The sequence below is a fragment of the Megasphaera indica genome, from assembly GCF_046614755.1.
In the GTDB taxonomy this organism is placed as follows: Bacteria; Bacillota; Negativicutes; order Veillonellales; family Megasphaeraceae; genus Megasphaera; species Megasphaera intestinihominis.
In genome coordinates this window covers 70236-85695 of sequence record NZ_JBKKJR010000008.1, presented here as the reverse complement: position 1 = coordinate 85695, position 15460 = coordinate 70236, and the positions used below count along the sequence as shown (strand labels likewise).

At 44.9% G+C, this 15460-nt stretch carries 24 protein-coding genes; 4 read left to right on the top strand and 20 right to left on the bottom strand.

Annotated elements, in window-relative coordinates:
* Positions 1-111: 111 nt before the first annotated feature.
* The 4 genes from ACFCTO_RS06015 to ACFCTO_RS06000 are packed head-to-tail and all read right to left on the bottom strand — an operon-like array spanning position 112 to position 1720.
* Positions 112-696 (bottom strand): N-acetylmuramoyl-L-alanine amidase family protein, encoded by a 585-nt coding sequence (locus ACFCTO_RS06015; RefSeq protein ID WP_499876562.1) that lies wholly within the window; start codon positions 694-696, stop codon positions 112-114.
* The gene (locus tag ACFCTO_RS06010) at positions 693-1139 is read right to left on the bottom strand and encodes a phage holin family protein (RefSeq protein ID WP_499876561.1); all 447 of its coding nucleotides are present in this window, start codon (positions 1137-1139) and stop codon (positions 693-695) included. Before ACFCTO_RS06010 ends, ACFCTO_RS06015 begins: the two co-directional genes overlap by 4 nt.
* On the bottom strand, positions 1136-1270 hold the full coding sequence (locus ACFCTO_RS06005; RefSeq protein WP_499876560.1) for a hypothetical protein: 135 nt from the start codon (positions 1268-1270) through the stop codon (positions 1136-1138). The genes ACFCTO_RS06010 and ACFCTO_RS06005 overlap by 4 nt, the downstream gene beginning before the upstream one ends.
* Positions 1271-1720: a hypothetical protein gene (locus ACFCTO_RS06000; RefSeq protein ID WP_499876559.1), complete on the bottom strand. Its 450-nt coding sequence runs from the start codon at positions 1718-1720 to the stop codon at positions 1271-1273.
* A gap of 51 nt (positions 1721-1771) precedes the next feature.
* Between ACFCTO_RS06000 and ACFCTO_RS05995 the strand changes: the two genes are divergently transcribed.
* The 4 genes from ACFCTO_RS05995 (at position 1772) to ACFCTO_RS05980 (ending at position 5326) form a co-directional block, all read left to right on the top strand.
* Positions 1772-2812: a tyrosine-type recombinase/integrase gene (locus ACFCTO_RS05995; RefSeq protein WP_499876558.1), complete on the top strand. Its 1041-nt coding sequence runs from the start codon at positions 1772-1774 to the stop codon at positions 2810-2812.
* Positions 2813-4095: 1283 nt separating this feature from the next.
* Positions 4096-4377, top strand: coding sequence for a gp53-like domain-containing protein (locus ACFCTO_RS05990; RefSeq protein WP_499876557.1), 282 nt, complete (start codon positions 4096-4098; stop codon positions 4375-4377).
* The gene (locus tag ACFCTO_RS05985; protein WP_499876556.1) at positions 4346-4603 is read left to right on the top strand and encodes a gp53-like domain-containing protein; all 258 of its coding nucleotides are present in this window, start codon (positions 4346-4348) and stop codon (positions 4601-4603) included. The genes ACFCTO_RS05990 and ACFCTO_RS05985 overlap by 32 nt, the downstream gene beginning before the upstream one ends.
* Before the next feature lie 495 nt (positions 4604-5098).
* Positions 5099-5326 carry a hypothetical protein gene (locus ACFCTO_RS05980; protein WP_499876563.1) on the top strand — a complete coding sequence of 76 codons (228 nt, stop codon included), beginning with the start codon at positions 5099-5101 and terminating at the stop codon, positions 5324-5326.
* On the opposite strand, the gene ACFCTO_RS05975 is transcribed toward ACFCTO_RS05980, so the two are convergent.
* The 16 genes from ACFCTO_RS05975 to ACFCTO_RS05900 are packed head-to-tail and all read right to left on the bottom strand — an operon-like array spanning position 5268 to position 15455.
* Positions 5268-5615, bottom strand: a complete 348-nt coding sequence (locus ACFCTO_RS05975; protein ID WP_499876555.1) for a hypothetical protein — start codon at positions 5613-5615, stop codon at positions 5268-5270. The two genes, ACFCTO_RS05980 and ACFCTO_RS05975, sit on opposite strands and share 59 nt — an antisense overlap.
* A gap of 16 nt (positions 5616-5631) precedes the next feature.
* Positions 5632-5940 carry a hyaluronate lyase N-terminal domain-containing protein gene (locus ACFCTO_RS05970; RefSeq protein WP_499876554.1) on the bottom strand — a complete coding sequence of 103 codons (309 nt, stop codon included), beginning with the start codon at positions 5938-5940 and terminating at the stop codon, positions 5632-5634.
* 11 nt (positions 5941-5951) lie between these two features.
* Positions 5952-7001, bottom strand: coding sequence for a hyaluronate lyase N-terminal domain-containing protein (locus tag ACFCTO_RS05965; protein WP_499876553.1), 1050 nt, complete (start codon positions 6999-7001; stop codon positions 5952-5954).
* Positions 7001-7282 (bottom strand): hypothetical protein, encoded by a 282-nt coding sequence (locus ACFCTO_RS05960; protein WP_499876552.1) that lies wholly within the window; start codon positions 7280-7282, stop codon positions 7001-7003. Before ACFCTO_RS05960 ends, ACFCTO_RS05965 begins: the two co-directional genes overlap by 1 nt.
* Before the next feature lie 12 nt (positions 7283-7294).
* On the bottom strand, positions 7295-7609 hold the full coding sequence (locus tag ACFCTO_RS05955; protein ID WP_499876551.1) for a hypothetical protein: 315 nt from the start codon (positions 7607-7609) through the stop codon (positions 7295-7297).
* A gap of 10 nt (positions 7610-7619) precedes the next feature.
* Positions 7620-8180 (bottom strand): phage tail-collar fiber domain-containing protein, encoded by a 561-nt coding sequence (locus tag ACFCTO_RS05950; protein WP_499876550.1) that lies wholly within the window; start codon positions 8178-8180, stop codon positions 7620-7622.
* Positions 8164-8805 carry a phage tail protein I gene (locus ACFCTO_RS05945; RefSeq protein ID WP_499876549.1) on the bottom strand — a complete coding sequence of 214 codons (642 nt, stop codon included), beginning with the start codon at positions 8803-8805 and terminating at the stop codon, positions 8164-8166. The genes ACFCTO_RS05950 and ACFCTO_RS05945 overlap by 17 nt, the downstream gene beginning before the upstream one ends.
* A complete protein-coding gene (locus ACFCTO_RS05940; protein ID WP_499876548.1) occupies positions 8798-9913 on the bottom strand; it encodes a baseplate assembly protein in 1116 nt (371 codons plus the stop codon). The genes ACFCTO_RS05945 and ACFCTO_RS05940 overlap by 8 nt, the downstream gene beginning before the upstream one ends.
* The gene (locus ACFCTO_RS05935) at positions 9910-10215 is read right to left on the bottom strand and encodes a GPW/gp25 family protein (protein WP_499876547.1); all 306 of its coding nucleotides are present in this window, start codon (positions 10213-10215) and stop codon (positions 9910-9912) included. The genes ACFCTO_RS05940 and ACFCTO_RS05935 overlap by 4 nt, the downstream gene beginning before the upstream one ends.
* Positions 10215-10691, bottom strand: a complete 477-nt coding sequence (locus ACFCTO_RS05930; protein ID WP_329991443.1) for a phage tail protein — start codon at positions 10689-10691, stop codon at positions 10215-10217. The genes ACFCTO_RS05935 and ACFCTO_RS05930 overlap by 1 nt, the downstream gene beginning before the upstream one ends.
* A gap of 12 nt (positions 10692-10703) precedes the next feature.
* Positions 10704-11165, bottom strand: a complete 462-nt coding sequence (locus tag ACFCTO_RS05925) for a baseplate assembly protein (RefSeq protein WP_499876546.1) — start codon at positions 11163-11165, stop codon at positions 10704-10706.
* Entirely contained in the window at positions 11155-12312 is a 1158-nt protein-coding gene (locus tag ACFCTO_RS05920) for a phage late control D family protein (RefSeq protein ID WP_499876545.1), read from the bottom strand. The genes ACFCTO_RS05925 and ACFCTO_RS05920 overlap by 11 nt, the downstream gene beginning before the upstream one ends.
* Before the next feature lie 4 nt (positions 12313-12316).
* Positions 12317-12520, bottom strand: coding sequence for a tail protein X (locus ACFCTO_RS05915; protein ID WP_499876544.1), 204 nt, complete (start codon positions 12518-12520; stop codon positions 12317-12319).
* Positions 12513-14912, bottom strand: coding sequence for a phage tail tape measure protein (locus ACFCTO_RS05910; protein ID WP_499876543.1), 2400 nt, complete (start codon positions 14910-14912; stop codon positions 12513-12515). The genes ACFCTO_RS05915 and ACFCTO_RS05910 overlap by 8 nt, the downstream gene beginning before the upstream one ends.
* Positions 14905-15054 (bottom strand): hypothetical protein, encoded by a 150-nt coding sequence (locus ACFCTO_RS05905; RefSeq protein ID WP_499876542.1) that lies wholly within the window; start codon positions 15052-15054, stop codon positions 14905-14907. The genes ACFCTO_RS05910 and ACFCTO_RS05905 overlap by 8 nt, the downstream gene beginning before the upstream one ends.
* 32 nt (positions 15055-15086) lie before the next feature.
* On the bottom strand, positions 15087-15455 hold the full coding sequence (locus ACFCTO_RS05900) for a hypothetical protein (RefSeq protein ID WP_499876541.1): 369 nt from the start codon (positions 15453-15455) through the stop codon (positions 15087-15089).
* Positions 15456-15460 lie beyond the last annotated feature (5 nt).

Below are 15460 nucleotides of genomic sequence, written 5' to 3'. Positions count from 1 at the left end.
GCACTTTGGTCTCTAAAGCCCAAACCGCAAAAAATCCAACGGACTTAGTGCAGGCCTTGTGTAAACTGGTTTCGTCAACTTCCGAGGTAGCGTAAAAGTTGTAAAGTGCTGTTAAAAAATAGATTGTACATAGTCAGTTACACCGCGTGCAATTGCACGCGCAATGTCATCCCATTTTTCTACTAACAGCAGCATATCGCTGTCGTTGTCAATAAAAGCTGTTTCAACCAACACTGCCGGCATATCTGTATACCGTAGTACCAGCAACTCTGGCATTTCTTTTACGCCTCTATCGACAGTATCGAGGCTGTCGATGATTTGCGATTGGATGCACCGAGCTAAATTGCCCCCGTTACTCATTCTGCTATAGCATTCCACTTCTGTGCCGCGAGCTGTACCCGAAGCAGCGTTACAGTGGATGCTGACAAAAATATCAGCGCCCCATTCGTTAGCGGTTTCAGTAACAGTTATCCCTTGGCGATCATCATAGTCGCTACGCCCTGCCGGCGTCGGCGCTAAATTGTCGCTTTGCATTAAAGAGCATTCACAGCCAGCTACTTCAAGATATTTTTGTACAGCAGTACCAATTTTGGCTGCTACATCGCATTCGCGCAAATCTACATTTCCATTCGTGTCATAATGCACCGCACCACTATCATACTTAATATCATGGCCCGGATTGATAAATACCTTCATTTTCGTTCCTCCTTTTTGTTTGTCAATTGTTCTAATGTATCTTTTAATCTGGCTGGCACCGGTAAACCAGCTTTTGCCGCATTCTCAATAATTGATAAACCCTCATTTCCCAGAAAAAACCACACAACTAGCTGTTGTACAGCCGGCTGTCCAGTTGCCCGATCTAATTCGTGTGCCAATGCGACAAGCAACAGTATCACGATTTTTTTACATATTCCCTTGAATCCGCGTTGACTATTGAGCTGCATATTGGGATTGATATATGCCGCCAAAATTCCAGTAATATAATCAATGGCCATGGCCACTAATAATGCTTCTATTACCGTATTCCATCCAACCAGATATGAAAAAATGGTTCCAACACATGATACTGCTGCTCCCCACTCTATTTCGGGCCCTGCTGGGGCCATCTCGCGAAAAAAATTGATTACTGCTTCTATCATTTATTTTCCTCCTTTTCAGTGCTTTCTTCTGCTGCTTTATTAATTTTTGCACGAATGCATTCTGGGCATTTTTCATTTTTGCAATTCCCATTGTCATCTAATTTACGAGCACACAATTTACACCGTTTCATTTATAACGCCTCCAATTCTTTGTTATATGCAGTAATCAAATCCTGGTATTCCGCTTTAATTTCACTTTCAAGTTCTGTGTCTCCTGTCATTACTGCTGTCAATAGATTCCCTTTCAGCTCATCGAGCTGAGGGGTGTATTCAGCAGCAATTTTAGATGCAGCACTGGCTTTCTTTTCTTCGGCAGTCGGTTCTGGCGGAACGTATTTAACTGGCTTCCCCGTCGTATTATCTCTGATGCATCCCCCATTTAAATACTGGTCATAGGCATCTGCATTAATAATTTCTGCAACAGCGATATCTTCAGACATAGCCTTAATTTCGTTAATCAAGGCAGATACCTTATCACTATTTCTTTCTTTTTCTGGATCAAATTCACAAATCTTAGACACGATTCGACGTCCGTTTGCATCAAATCCCGCCCCATAATATTGGACATTGGTTTTATTCATATATTTTCTCCTATAATAAAATGTAAACTAAAATATAATGAGGTGTTTCTTATGAAAAATCCTAATGGCTATGGCTGCATCAGAATTATGGGAGGTAATCGGAGGAGGCCGTATGCTTTTGTAACTACCGTCGCTGGCAAGCAAAAATATATTGCGTCGTTTGAATCGATATATGATGCGAAAGTATTCCAAGCCAATTACTATGCTGATCATCACCAAAATCACCGCCCTTTCCGTAGAAAAACTATAACGTTCTCCGAATTATATTTCAGATGGCTTCCATTCCATTTGAATGAAAATACTGAACTGTCAAATAGTACGAAGGCTAGTTATGAAAATTCATATAAACATTGCTTTTCTTTGTATGACAAACCTTTTTCTGATTTAACTTTTCTCGATTTGCAATCCGTTATTGATTCCATGCGGCAAAAACAACATCTATCATATTCAAGTTGTAAAAAGGTCAAGAATTTACTTAGTCTGCTTTTTAAGTATGCGCAAAAGTCCAATATATGTCGTACAAATTATGCGTTGCTACTATCCATTGGTAGAAATCACCCGGTGTATCCGCATCATGTATTCTCGCGCCAGAAAATCAACAAATTATGGAAGCAAACCGATATCGCTGACAGGGATACTGTATTAATTCTGCTGTATACCGGCATGCGTGTCAGTGAATTACTCCACCTTGAAAAATGCAATATTAATCTTCGACAACGATATATTCGCATCACAAAATCAAAAACGTCATCTGGTATCCGCATTATTCCAATTCATTCGCGAATATTACCATTCATCGAAAGCCGATTACAGGCCCCTGGTAAATTTTTGATTTGTAATACAGATGGCAATCCATATGAATATTCACAATACCGATCTGCAATATGGAACAAAGTAATGGCCCAAATTCATGGTCAAAATCACACGCCTCATGACACCCGTCATACCGTCGCGACCTTGCTAGACAATGCCGGCGCCAATGAAAATGCAAAACGTAGGATTTTAGGTCATACCGGAGGTGATGTGACCGACCGGGTATATACACATAAATCCTTACGACAGCTTCGCAAATGCATAGAACTACTACAATAATTTGCTCATAATTTGCTCAAAATAAAAACGCCTTGAATGTTGTTAAATACGCATTCATTGGCGTTTTTTCGTGTTCATAATTTGCTATGATTAAAATCGCAGAATTCATATGCATTACAAAATTTTAAAAATTAAATATTGTGCTGATAATAGCGCTCATGCGATTCTCATCTAACAAAATATTTTTGATAATTTACGACTGAGCCATTTGATTTATATATTTTTCCAGCTCATCGTATAACTGCTTGATGAGTGTCTCACTAAATGCTACGCCGTAGCTTTTGGCCACGACATCCATCGCATAAATTGCATTGCTTACTTCATTTAAAATAACACTTGACTCGCACCGATTTCAGGTATCGTGGTGCTGGTAGTGGGTTACCCAACCTTCGATGGATAGCCGTTGGCAGGTAGACAGTGGGTATCTTTGATAGTATTAGCAAATGACTCAGCATCGACATCGTGGCCTATCGTTTTTAATGGAATACTAAAACAAGTAGGCTCACGAAATTCAAACCAAGCATCATCTCTGGGGGAAGCATTCGAAGCGAGCACTACACAGGTACAGGTACATATAACTAGCAAGGCCAACGGTTCCCTTACTTACAATGTCATCGGTATTGGCAAGTAAACAGTGGATAAAAGAGACTACAGAAGAGGTCATCACACTGCCCATAGCTTTTAGCAAAACTAAATTTGTAGTTTTGGGCAATTGCGCAGCTAGCCAATGGGTTTATGAAAATGTATCAATATCGAATGATAGTGATCTAACAACTGTGACTGCATGGAGCGCATCTGAAAACCAAGCTGGTAGATTAATAAAGCCAAAGAATATAATAGCTATAGGATGTTAAACAGTGGGGAGTGGCAACAAAGGAATACAGCAATGGTATCATGACATGGGAGTATCCAATCACCGTAAGGAAAGTTTTAAAAATCTTAACAGAAGAAGCTTATCCTACCTCTTGGTTACAAAATCCCTCAGTGCTATATGCATCAATATCCGCCGCATCCGACAATAGTATCGGACTAGCAATGGCAAATATCATAACATTGAGCGTCACAAGCGGTGGAAGCGTGTCCTTGTCATCACATACCACAGCATGCTTTATGATTGGCGTTATTTAAACAGTGGGGAGTAATAAATGATATCTCACCTAATTCATATGTTGTACTCCCAATAAGTTCGACTCCGTTAGCTGTGCTAGCTAATGACATCAACATGAACCATGAACCACTAATCTTAGCTACAGACTATTACCAAAATGGTAAGTTTATGATTGATGGGCGAAGGATATCCAATATTGGCAATATTTGGGGACACTGGATTGCTATTTGCATATAAACAGTGGGGAAAAGATAACACAGCATATCTGAAATACAGTGTGAATTTCCCGCTTGCTTATCAAAGTTTCGTGCATGTAATCCCATATGATATCACAGGAACTAATGGCAGCGCATTCGTAGCTGCTATTTTATCAATTACGATAACCAGCTTCACAGTAACTACAGATAGCGGAAACAAGTCGCTCGGTGCTTTCGGATGGATTTCCATCGGTGTATAAACAGTGGGGAGGTTTAACGATAAGGAGTGGCTTGAACTTCGGCTACTTTAACTATCCATTATTTTTCCCAAATACGGCAGTGAGTGCAGTATTAACACACATGAATAATAATCACGTTGTTTGTCACTCTGCCATCTATTTAGACTCAAAAAGTCGCTGTGCACTATACGGGGAAACTAGTTTTGCGGCAGATACAAAATTTTATATAATTGTCATCGGATATTAAACAGTGGGGAAGCAATGCTCTCAATCTGAACGGCACCACTCAGGAAATTACTCTCCCGCTAAATATTAACTATGCTGCAGCTGCTGTTGCAACCATGCGATCAGGCGATTTCCCTGGATACGTATGTTGTCCATATTGGTCAGAATGCACACGCACAACCATTTGCATAACCCCTGATTACGAAGTTGGGCAAGGATATGCTGGTACTGCGCAAGCTATCGTCACTTGGATTTTGATTGCGGTTTAAACAGTGGGGAACACAAATAACGAATAGCTCAAACACATCATTATCCGTAGCATTGCCAATTTCTGTCAAAAATATTCTTATAGCAGTAACGTCTAATTGTGATAACGTAAATGCTATTTCAACAGCAATTGGTTGTTTTTCAAGTTCTAGTTTATATGTGCACACATGGAGGGGGACAGATTATGCGAATGATAAGGTAGCGTATATTGTTGTTTGTATCTGAACAGTGGGTAACTAAGAATAAAACCATGGGCAATGACGAAGGTGCATATGTTATGCTGCCACTAACCTTTCCTACTAAGTGCGTTACCGCGCTACTGAGTGACACATATGGGCGGCTATCAAATAGCAGTGCGATGGCAAATCAGACGGAGGGGGCGAAAGTAAATGCCGTAACTATAAATAGTGTGCAAATTATCAGCTATTGGTCCGGCGGTTTGAATACTGATGTGACTGTCTTGGCAATCGGCTATTAGACAGCCACTGTGTAATTACCCCGCCAAACAGTGCACCCCAGCACACATATCCGTTCTGGCCAAGCGAATATTTTACACCCATTGCGTCAAACACTTTTTTAATCAGCAGCGCAAGCAAGCTGTCCGACGACAATACGTTGACGAGGCTGCTCAGTCCTGTGCTTGCCAGGGTATTGACGATGCCCTTGTTCCAGTCCGTGACCTGGGCTACTTCGGTCTCAGGATGAATCGTGTCATATGCACTGCTTGTTTTATTCCAGTGATGCAAAATGCCTTTTAAAATGCTCATGTTGGTATCCTCCTTGTTATTCGCTGACTTCTATCCAAATTGTGTTCTTGCTAGTTGGCTCCGTTCCGCCTATATACATATCTTCTGTCGGCATTTCTATCCAGGTACTTGATCCCGCTGAGGCTTCGACGCTAAGTGTGACGTTTGATGGACCTTGCAAGTATGGCAGACTACTCCAGGCTGTCGTTCCGTCACCGGCCTTCATCCGATGTGTGTCGGACTCAATGCCAAGTTCCCCGGCCAATAGTATCGGGTTAACGCTTTGCCAATTTGCCGCAGTATCGATTCTGGTCTTAACCTGGCCGTTTATTGTTTTTGTGGCCATTGAATCACCACCTATGCATTCCCGCAGTTAATGACCACGGTGTCAGTCGTATGGACGATAGTTGCCCCGTCCTTGAGCGCCGTGGAATTTTTATTGGCAAAAGCCGTGTCAAACCGCGCCTGGGTCCAGTATAGGTTTGACCCTTCTGAGATGTTGGCAGTGGTCAGGGTGACTACGCCAGTCTTACCATTGACACTGGTCACTGCATCGGCAGGCGATGTCAAGAGCTGCCAGTTTGCGGCTACTGTCGGGTCGTCTTTAATCAGGATGTATGACCCTTTATCACCGCCTGTACTGATTACGCAGACGTCCCCGGTCTGGGCAGTCAGCTTGAGCATGTCTGCCTTGCTGGTGGCCGTAAACGTGTCAGTAATAGCAATAGCCGGCAGTACTGCAGTGTCCAATTTTCCGTCGCTCCCCAGCACCGGGATATTGCCGGAGGCCGTACCGGTGTTCTTGGTGGCTGCCGTCCCCAGGCCGCTGATTTTACCAGCGCTTATCCCGCTAGGCATATCAGATGCACTCAGCTGGGCCACACCGGTCACGATGCCCTTGGTGTTGACGGTAACTTTGGTGTATGTGCCGGCAGTAAAGGCCTGCCCTGCCAGAGCAGTAGTGATGGCCAGGTTAGCAGAGCCGTTAAAGCTCCCGGACCCGGTTACGTCCCCGGATAGACTAATTGTTCTTGCGGTAGCCAGCTTGTCTGCACTGGCTACGTTGCCTACAGAGGCGGTGCCAGTCGCACTGTCCACAGTAACCTTTCCGGTGCCGCTGGCGGATTTGATGCCCCCCAGGGTATCGCTGGTGGCTGTTGGCAGAACGTACACTACCACGTCCGCCCCATTGATTGTCAAGGCTCCGTTGGTGCTGCTCTTACCGATTGCTGCACCGGACCAGGGCAGTGCAGACCACAGATTAGTACCGTCACCTATCTTGATTCGTCCAGAGTCGGTCTCCACGCCGGGTTCGCCTACAGCCAGGATTCGGGTGGATGCGGCCCACTGGGTTGCAGAGCCAGTCCGCAGCTGTAAGATTACGTTTTTAAGAGTTTGTGTTGCCATTATGCTTCCCCTCCATTTATCACATTAATTTGGTGCCAGCCGCTGGCTATGGGTATATACGTCAATGTATCTGCATCCCATAAATAGATAATCCCTTCACTTTCATCGATATAAAGTTTATCCACGTCTCCCAGGCTAGGAAAGTAGCTTTTTCCGGGCATCCGTACCATTGCTTTCTTGCTGTATCCACTGGTCTTGATGGATGTCTTCAGGGGTACGCCTGCCGTCATTTTTGCGGATATAATTCCAGATGCTGACAATACAGCGTGTAGCTTTTCCATCGTATCCACTCCTTAAATCGTCACATCCGGCAATAAATGGAACTTGCCTGGCCCGATAGTCTGACGGATGCCATCTGCCAGAGTAAGCTCAACGTCCCATATGTAATCGCCATACGACAGATTCTTCGTCTTATCATGCGTCAGGTTCACTACTGTCCCATCCATCGGACACTGCAGTACATAATTTGTGTCATCATATGACTTTTTCACCGAGAATACGCCCGTGAAGTCCGTGATTTCCGTGCCATCGTCCGCAGTCGGCTGGATACTGAATCCGTCATCGTCGCCACGGATATAGTAGATGTCCATGTTCTTGATTTTTAGCATAGTGCATCACCTACCCGACAATTTCGACCCACATACCCCGGTCTGACATAGACGCTGGTTTATCCGCTGTCGATGTTACCATCAGGATATTTTCATGAGCCGCTTCGTCCGTGTTATGAGCTACCGTCAAAAAACCATTAGGATTAATTGTTGCTGATACATTGCCGGTATTGCTCATTGTAAATACAAGCTGAAATTCTTGCTGTACGACTGTACTGCTTCCTTCTGCCGGCATATAGTCCGGATTATCATCAATAAGGGTTACATACATGATTTCTCCGTCATCAGGATCAGTTGCAAACAAACCCATTTCCGTAATTTTGAAGCCAGTTTTTAAGCCGCTATTGCTAATCGTCAGGTCCAGTGTTACCGTACTCCCGTTCTGGGTAATGCTGTTAATACCCAGCGTCAGCTCTTCTTTCACTAGTCCTGTCGCACTGCCTAAGCCTCCAGTTCTGCTTCCAGATCCTATTGCAACACGCGTAAATTTCAATGTCGTCAATCCCGCGTTGACCTTAGCCTGCAACGCTGCCCCGACATCTGTCATGGTAATTTTATTCCAGTTGGCCATTAATCGTTACCTCCTTATATATACCAACACCGACTAATACATGTATATCCTTCTGCGTGATTATCTTTTGTTTCAGATCAAATGTAATTGTCGTTTTTCTTACTAGATTGACATTTCCGCCGAACAAAAAGGTCTGTCTATACAGCCTGTTAAACTGGACATAGTCCAACCAGGACCGTGTATTTTTGTACGCATTGATTAACCGCACCAATTTATTGATGGTTTTTGTTTCATTCATCGGTGCCGTTATACCTGTCACACGGAAATGATATGGTTCACCACTATATTCCGGCCACTCTTCTACTTTCGCTGATTGATATACCGTCGATACAGCTTTCTGCACAGCATATTTTGTACCTTTTAGCCTATGTAGCAGGAATGACTGCTTTACCTGTTGCCTTTTGACATCCAAATTCTCCGTATCGTCATATTCATCTACATGCATCTGGACAGCTAAATAATCGATCAGCTGTTCATTCAGACTGTCTATGGCCGGATAAATCAGCAGCAGGTCAGTATTGATTTTTCCCAGTTCTACGTCTGTGACTTGGGCCAAGCTGATTATAGGCTCCGCATCAATGGATGACGGCAGATGTTCGGCAACCTTGTATTCATCGTCATTCATCTTCACTACCTCCTAAGCTGGCCGTTACCGTACCGGCTTGCGCCACCTGCACATTTGTCAGCTTCGTAAATGTAGGTGATGTTACAATTACACGCTTGACGCCTGTTACGGTCATCACATCGGCGATAAGTCTGGACGGGTTGATATCCCGGCCAATTTTCCCGGACTGCCATAACTCATAGCTGCCTATGGCTGCGGCTACCGCTTCCTGCACTGTAGATTCCGATATGCCCTGGTCAATATAATAGGTCAAGCTTATGTCATAACTGACGGTTTCCGGAGCTTTTACCTGTACCTGATCTGTCAGTGGCCGCACTTTTTCCTTATTTAGGATAGCGCCTACAGTATCTAATACTTCCTGTTCAGGAATTGTGCCCCCTGTCAGCAATGGTCGTATTTCTACGACACCTGCCGACGGACTGTATACCGTTACGTCAATGATTGCGCTGTTTGCTGATTTTGCCCAATATTCATAGGCCCCGGTCGGTCCGGCTGTCGAAAATCGCTCCGGAGATTCATGGATCCGTTCGCGGTATGCGTCATCCTCTTCTCGGTCCGCGCCGCCGGCACTGGTTGTTGTATTAGTAATAGATCCCACATAAGCAATAGGATCCACAATATTATTGATTTCTCCCGGCAGGAATCCATTTCCCGCAACTCCTGTTGTCTGGCAGGTTGCTTTAACAGTTGTCACCGTGTTGCCTGCTAATATCGCCACATCTTCATCAGTAGCAAAATATATACCGCTGGCCGTTGTTACCCGCGTACCACTGGGCACGATAGTTTCTTGCTCACGTACCGCCGACAACGTAATCTGTAATGTCGTTGTAGCTGCAGATGCCGGAATCCGGTCCGTGTCCGAAAATGCCCCCAGTTCATCCAGATTGTCACCCGTTGCATATTTCAGCAGATTCTGTTTTCCTGTATAGTTCATCTTGTTCAGCAACCGGATAATGAGTTCTGCAATCACCAGCAGAAACAGCCGTGTCGGGTCGCCTGTTGCCAGTGTCCGGCCTGTTATTTCTGTATATTCCGCCAGCACGGCCGCTTTTACACTCTCCTCATCAGCATTGGCAAATTCAATATCTGGTAAGTCAGATAATTTCATATTGTAATCACCACCTTGGGAATCAATTTTCCAGTAATTTCCCCATCAAATGTAATGTTATCAATAGATACCCTGGGCTCATATCTCCGGATTGCCTGGAATATTTCATTCGTCAAATACGCTTGTGCCTGCATCGTCGGCATATCGATAACTGAACCATCAATGCCAAATTCTCTGTCTAAGGGAATGGTTCCTTTTGTAGTCGCTAATATAGTGCGGACGTTCTGCAATATTTCATTTACATCGTTTTTCGGCGCGATATCAATGATTTCCGGGGCTTTCACCGATACTTCATACTGCATTACAATCCACCTCCAAATAATGTAGTAACTACGTTATACGCTCTGCCAATTTTATTGACATTTGACTCTTCATCCGTATTTTCCAAATCATATTCCTTGAGTTTGACACTGGCCGTAATATACAAGATTTTCCCGTAGGCATTGTAGATAGCTTCTGCTTCTTCTACGCTTTCTAAATACCAGTAGTTCTGCGATACAGGCTTACCGCCAATGATCAGTGGGAACACCATGCCATTATCACGCATTTCTCGAAGCGTCTTTAACTGTCGTTCTGGGGTAGCATTATATTGCGTCATAAGGCGTAACTTGAACGATAGTTCTTCCTGCCCAGGGCCAATAAACTGAGCTACAGGCTTATTCATAATTAAATCATGCGTCTGCCATCGCGCCTCCCCGGACCGGCTTACTTCATCCGGCGTAACGAGATAATGCTCAGCCACCCCGAATATAATTGATCCCATATACCCGATATACATAAGCATCTCTCCTTACTGCGGTTTACCTGTGTTGCTGCCGCCGGGCTCTACCCCTCCATGCGTATGATTGACCAGGGAAATACCATTTACTGTGATATCGCCTGACCCAGATGTGATATCCAAACTACCGCAATGGATATGTAAATCATTCGGTACATTGAGTACCCTGGACCCGCCGCCAGGAGGCGCATCTATAGTGCTGTAAATCGTACCCAATATATACCCTGCACCTGTGCCTTTACCGCCGCCATCTGCCGTATAAATGCATAATACCTGGTCATCCACAGCGGGCAACCAGTAATCTTTTGCCGCTTTACATCCTCTCATGATAATCTTCAGTGGCGGTGACACAACATCATCATGGTCAGGAAATGTCACCCTGGCCGATACATCCGCTGTATCGACAGATGATACACGACCAACGCGAATGCAGCGTGCCAATAACTTAAGTATGATTCTTTCATCAATAGCCATCTAAGCACTTCCTTATCTCAACGCTACTGGTAAAGCCACTGCTGCTGATATCATGTTTGGCCTGGGTAATGATATATTTCCCGGAAAAATTCCCAAATCCAAGCATCTCAATCGTTTCTCCTGCACAAAGTCCCATATTCCCATCAGATGAAAAGCTGCCCGTAAATTCTTCGCAATTCTTTTCCCGTAATTTTTTCTTGGCCAGCCGGTCAGCTTCCGCCTGCGAAGATACCTGCTGATGCACTTCCAACGTCGCTCCTTCTTTCTCTTTCTTATCTGGAGCAACAAATGTCGATTCTATGACGGACTTATCTTTGTCTTTCGCATACTTGACATGACACTTTTTATATACATCACGGATTTTGGCCTTGAAACTGTAATTCAAAAGTGCATCTGTCTGAACTGGCTTCGATTGGTTTTCCACAATATTCAGTATGGTTGTACCAGGGTGATAATATTCCGCATATACGTCTTCCTTCTCAAATTTTTCCACATTAAAAATGATGATGGCATCTGTCGTTACTTTCAGGGCAAAGCCGGCATCATCGCAGATTTTCCGCAATACATCAAGATCTGATTCATCATTCTGTTCCAGCTTATCTATATTCGGATTGTCATCACAATACCATTGCAGTTTCATGCCATTCTGCCAGGCAATATCATTGGCTGCCTTTTGTACAGAGATATTTTCCCAGGTATGCGACCTCAGTGTACTTCTCAGTGTGCTATCGTCACTGATAGATATAGCAACCGCTTTAATCGTCACGATATTCGGTGCACTGCTTACTTCAAGTTCGTCGATTTCAAATTTTCCCAGCTGTAAATCCTGTTCTTCACTATACAAATCTGACCAGTTATATGTGCAAATTGTAATATCAAGGGTAGCGCCTCGTTCTGGCATCCAATCCGCTTCCCACAATTCAGCACGGTCTTCCAGGGTAATGGATATATCATCTACCTGCCCAGTCAGATTATCTGTATAGCTGAAACTCAGTACGTACTGTGCCAACGATTCGGATATATCTTTGCCATTATACGTTACAATCAGCCAGGCACGCCGGCCGATGTGCTCTTGCGCCAGTAAACCGGCCGTTGCCTGTTCTTTCAGTTTTGTTATTTTTTTCTGTAACGATTGCAATACAGCCATTCAATCACCGCTTCCATGGTGGCAATGTCGATGTATTCGTCAGGTTAACATCCGGACACGTCAGCACAATATCTGCCGGGAACACTACGACATCACGAAATTGCGGGTTGGCTTCCAGTAATGTTCTTACGTACTTTTCAGATCCATACACACGGTATGAAATCATGTCCCACATATCGCCTTGCACGGTACTGTATGTATTACTCATAGCTCAGCCGCCTCCTATTTGCTTCTACCCGCTTCATCATCTGTTCAAATTCACGCATCTTCTGGTCCATAAGCTGTGATATTTCCTGCTTTGTATTTGAGCTGTCGCCCTGTACAACAATAGTCGGGCTGAATGTATACTGCCGGCCACTTCCTCCGGAAACAGCCGGGGCCGATACATTGACCGACGTATTCGGCGAGACGCCCAGCATTTGACCGGCTTTTGCCCATAAATTATAGGCATTGGCGTCATGGGTAATCGGCACGATTACTTCCGGATGTCCCGCTTCTGCTACCCATGTCAGGTAGGGCCGAGTAAATACGCCACCGTTTGCGGATTGTCCGGCAGCAGATGCAGCATCGCTGTCGCCACTTTTGATAAAGTTCACAATAGCGTCAATAGGATGAGACAATACTTCTGTCAAGGCATTCCATTGATCAATACACCATTGCACGCCCTGGCCGACCGCTGACATAATACTATCCCAGGCACTTTGCGCAGCGCTAACAGCAGCGTCCCAAACGGATACGGCCACGGCCATGATGGAGTCAAAAATACCAACAATGAAGCTATAGGCGCTTGATACAGCGCTGGTAATATAATCCCAGGCCGCACTGGCCGCATCAGATACGGCTTGCCATGCACTGGATACGGCTGAACTAATAGCATCCCAGGCCGCAATGCATGCGTTCCTGAACCCTTCATTGGTGTTCCACAAATACACTAATACCGCTACCACAGCCATAATAGCGATGACAAGTAAGGCAAACGGATTCATGGCCATAACGGCATTGAGTGCCATTTGTGCCGCAGCGGCTATCCGTGCGCCCATGGCAAACGCTCTTTGTGCTGCGCCGGCAGCAATGGTGGCCACAGTAGATGCTCTACTGGCAATAGTAGCTGCAACGTGAGCATCTCGTACCATGTGGATAGATTCAACCATATATTTATAGTAAGCCACTGCGGTACGGATAGTCAGAGCGGCCATAGTCAATGCAAGTACGGCTCCTATGACTCCCATGATTACAGTTGCCAAAGTCTGATGTTGAGAAATAAACGATGCAATGCCGCCTGCCGCTGTTGCCAGGGCTCCGGCCACAGAAGAAATAGCTGGCAATAAGATACTGCCAACATTAATGGCCAACGCCACTAAATTGTTTTTAGCCAGTTGTAATTGATTGGCCGTAGTCCCTACTCGCGCCTGATATTCTGCGTCCATACTGCCCGCATACTGAGTTGCATCGCCGACTTTATTGAAGTTATCTTTCAAATTATCCAGCTGGGTCAGTAATGGTGCAATAGCATTGATGGATTCCTTGCCAAACAAGTCACTCAATACAGAGGCCTGCATTTCCTTTGGTAGTTGTTTAACCCGGGACAGCACATCAATAATCGTTCCCTGTGCATCCTCCTGCATCCGTTTAGCTACATCTGTCGCTGACAGACCTAACTGTTGAAATGCTTCTGCCTGTGTCTTGGTTGCCCCTTCACCAGCCACCAGGCCCAATGCCATATTCTTGATGCCCGTTGCCGCCATTTCAGATTGCACACCGACGGAAGCCATGGACGCGCCAATAGCAGCTACCTGGGCAGCGCTCATGCCAGCGACCTGACCTAACGGACCGACTCTGGTAACGATATCCGAGATAGAATCACTGCTTGCCGCTGTTGTATTCGACAAATAATTGACCTGATCAGCCAATTGTACAACTTCTCCCTGGCTCATACCAAAAGCCGTGCGCCACTTGGCCATCATTTCGCCAGCCTGGTCAGCAGTGATGTCGAAGGCAATGCCCATCTTTACCGCATCAGTGGCAAACTGCTTTAAATCTTCCCTGGCAATGCCTGCCTGTCCACCAGCGGCAACAATCTGCGCAATGCCTTCTGCTGACATAGGTAATTCCTGTGACATCTGGAGGATATCAGCACCCATCTGTTTAAATTGTTCAGGCGTATCAAAATCTACAGTCTTTCGGACATCAGCCATGGCTGATTCATACTTGATGGCTTCATTGGCCGCAATGCCCAAAGGTGCGGCAATAGCCGCTGCAGCAATAGCACCAGCTTTTAGATTACTCACTGCCTGGGACAGGTTGGATGATGCCCTTTGTTTAGCATCAACACGACTCATTGTCGCTTCATATTGCTTGGCTAATTCATTTTTTCTGGACTGTGCCTGCAAAATAGCTAATTCTGTATCATATTCGACATAGCCCTTACTATTCTGCTGCTTGACCGCCTGTTTCTGCAAGTTCTGCAGTTCTCGGTTGGCTGTTTTAATCTGCGACTGCATCTGTTTGGCCTGAGCGACGGCTCGTGACATAGCACTGCCAACGCTTCCATCCAGCTGTCCTTTTATAGCGATGGCCATTTCAAGTACTCTATTAGCCACGGTGTCCGCCTCTCTTTCCTGCATTTTCTATTGCTTTATTTTCTCTATCGATTTCAGACGTAATGATAGATTGCCAGGATACATATTCCTCAATAGGTAAATCCAGGAAAAAATCTATCGGAGTATGCGTATATTTTGCCATCCTGACAGTATTCCTCATAAACAGCCCGGCTGTTACTCCTTGTCGTTCGGTGAGGCCGTACCTAGCAAAAAACCTTGCGTCTTAATCATGATGGCCGTAAAGTCTTTTGCCGGCAAAGACAAAATGTCGTCGTATTTGATACCTGCTGCTACAGCCACTACATGGGACTGATAAACCTGGGACAATGCCGGCACGACAATACTTGCATCCTGTTTTTTTGCTTCTTTTTCGCACTTGAGCAAGGTATATCCCGTAATTTTATCAAAATCCAGATATAAGATATCTTTTCCATCAGGCAAAGCCCGCGTCAGGTGGATAACCTGGTCACTGGGCAGGGCCATCTGGTTGTCTTGGATGACTTCCGCTTCAACAACTTTTGCTTCTTCGTTTTCTTTCTTCATTTAGA

Excerpts from the sequence above, each read along its gene's own strand:
- ACFCTO_RS05925 (WP_499876546.1), bottom strand. The coding sequence starts at position 11,165 with ATGGCTATTGATGAAAGAATCATACTTAAGTTATTGGCACGCTGCATT.
- ACFCTO_RS05920 (WP_499876545.1), bottom strand. The coding sequence starts at position 12,312 with ATGGCTGTATTGCAATCGTTACAGAAAAAAATAACAAAACTGAAAGAA.
- ACFCTO_RS05950 (WP_499876550.1), bottom strand. The coding sequence starts at position 8,180 with ATGGCCAACTGGAATAAAATTACCATGACAGATGTCGGGGCAGCGTTG.
- ACFCTO_RS05930 (WP_329991443.1), bottom strand. The coding sequence starts at position 10,691 with ATGTATATCGGGTATATGGGATCAATTATATTCGGGGTGGCTGAGCAT.
- ACFCTO_RS05945 (WP_499876549.1), bottom strand. The coding sequence starts at position 8,805 with ATGAATGACGATGAATACAAGGTTGCCGAACATCTGCCGTCATCCATT.
- ACFCTO_RS05975 (WP_499876555.1), bottom strand. The coding sequence starts at position 5,615 with ATGAGCATTTTAAAAGGCATTTTGCATCACTGGAATAAAACAAGCAGT.
- ACFCTO_RS06000 (WP_499876559.1), bottom strand. The coding sequence starts at position 1,720 with ATGAATAAAACCAATGTCCAATATTATGGGGCGGGATTTGATGCAAAC.
- ACFCTO_RS05980 (WP_499876563.1), top strand. The coding sequence starts at position 5,099 with ATGGGCAATGACGAAGGTGCATATGTTATGCTGCCACTAACCTTTCCT.
- ACFCTO_RS05940 (WP_499876548.1), bottom strand. The coding sequence starts at position 9,913 with ATGAAATTATCTGACTTACCAGATATTGAATTTGCCAATGCTGATGAG.
- ACFCTO_RS05965 (WP_499876553.1), bottom strand. The coding sequence starts at position 7,001 with ATGGCAACACAAACTCTTAAAAACGTAATCTTACAGCTGCGGACTGGC.
- ACFCTO_RS05900 (WP_499876541.1), bottom strand. The coding sequence starts at position 15,455 with ATGAAGAAAGAAAACGAAGAAGCAAAAGTTGTTGAAGCGGAAGTCATC.
- ACFCTO_RS05905 (WP_499876542.1), bottom strand. The coding sequence starts at position 15,054 with ATGGCAAAATATACGCATACTCCGATAGATTTTTTCCTGGATTTACCT.
- ACFCTO_RS05915 (WP_499876544.1), bottom strand. The coding sequence starts at position 12,520 with ATGAGTAATACATACAGTACCGTGCAAGGCGATATGTGGGACATGATT.
- ACFCTO_RS06015 (WP_499876562.1), bottom strand. The coding sequence starts at position 696 with ATGAAGGTATTTATCAATCCGGGCCATGATATTAAGTATGATAGTGGT.
- ACFCTO_RS05970 (WP_499876554.1), bottom strand. The coding sequence starts at position 5,940 with ATGGCCACAAAAACAATAAACGGCCAGGTTAAGACCAGAATCGATACT.
- ACFCTO_RS05995 (WP_499876558.1), top strand. The coding sequence starts at position 1,772 with ATGAAAAATCCTAATGGCTATGGCTGCATCAGAATTATGGGAGGTAAT.
- ACFCTO_RS05990 (WP_499876557.1), top strand. The coding sequence starts at position 4,096 with ATGGGCGAAGGATATCCAATATTGGCAATATTTGGGGACACTGGATTG.
- ACFCTO_RS06010 (WP_499876561.1), bottom strand. The coding sequence starts at position 1,139 with ATGATAGAAGCAGTAATCAATTTTTTTCGCGAGATGGCCCCAGCAGGG.
- ACFCTO_RS05960 (WP_499876552.1), bottom strand. The coding sequence starts at position 7,282 with ATGGAAAAGCTACACGCTGTATTGTCAGCATCTGGAATTATATCCGCA.
- ACFCTO_RS05935 (WP_499876547.1), bottom strand. The coding sequence starts at position 10,215 with ATGCAGTATGAAGTATCGGTGAAAGCCCCGGAAATCATTGATATCGCG.
- ACFCTO_RS06005 (WP_499876560.1), bottom strand. The coding sequence starts at position 1,270 with ATGAAACGGTGTAAATTGTGTGCTCGTAAATTAGATGACAATGGGAAT.
- ACFCTO_RS05955 (WP_499876551.1), bottom strand. The coding sequence starts at position 7,609 with ATGCTAAAAATCAAGAACATGGACATCTACTATATCCGTGGCGACGAT.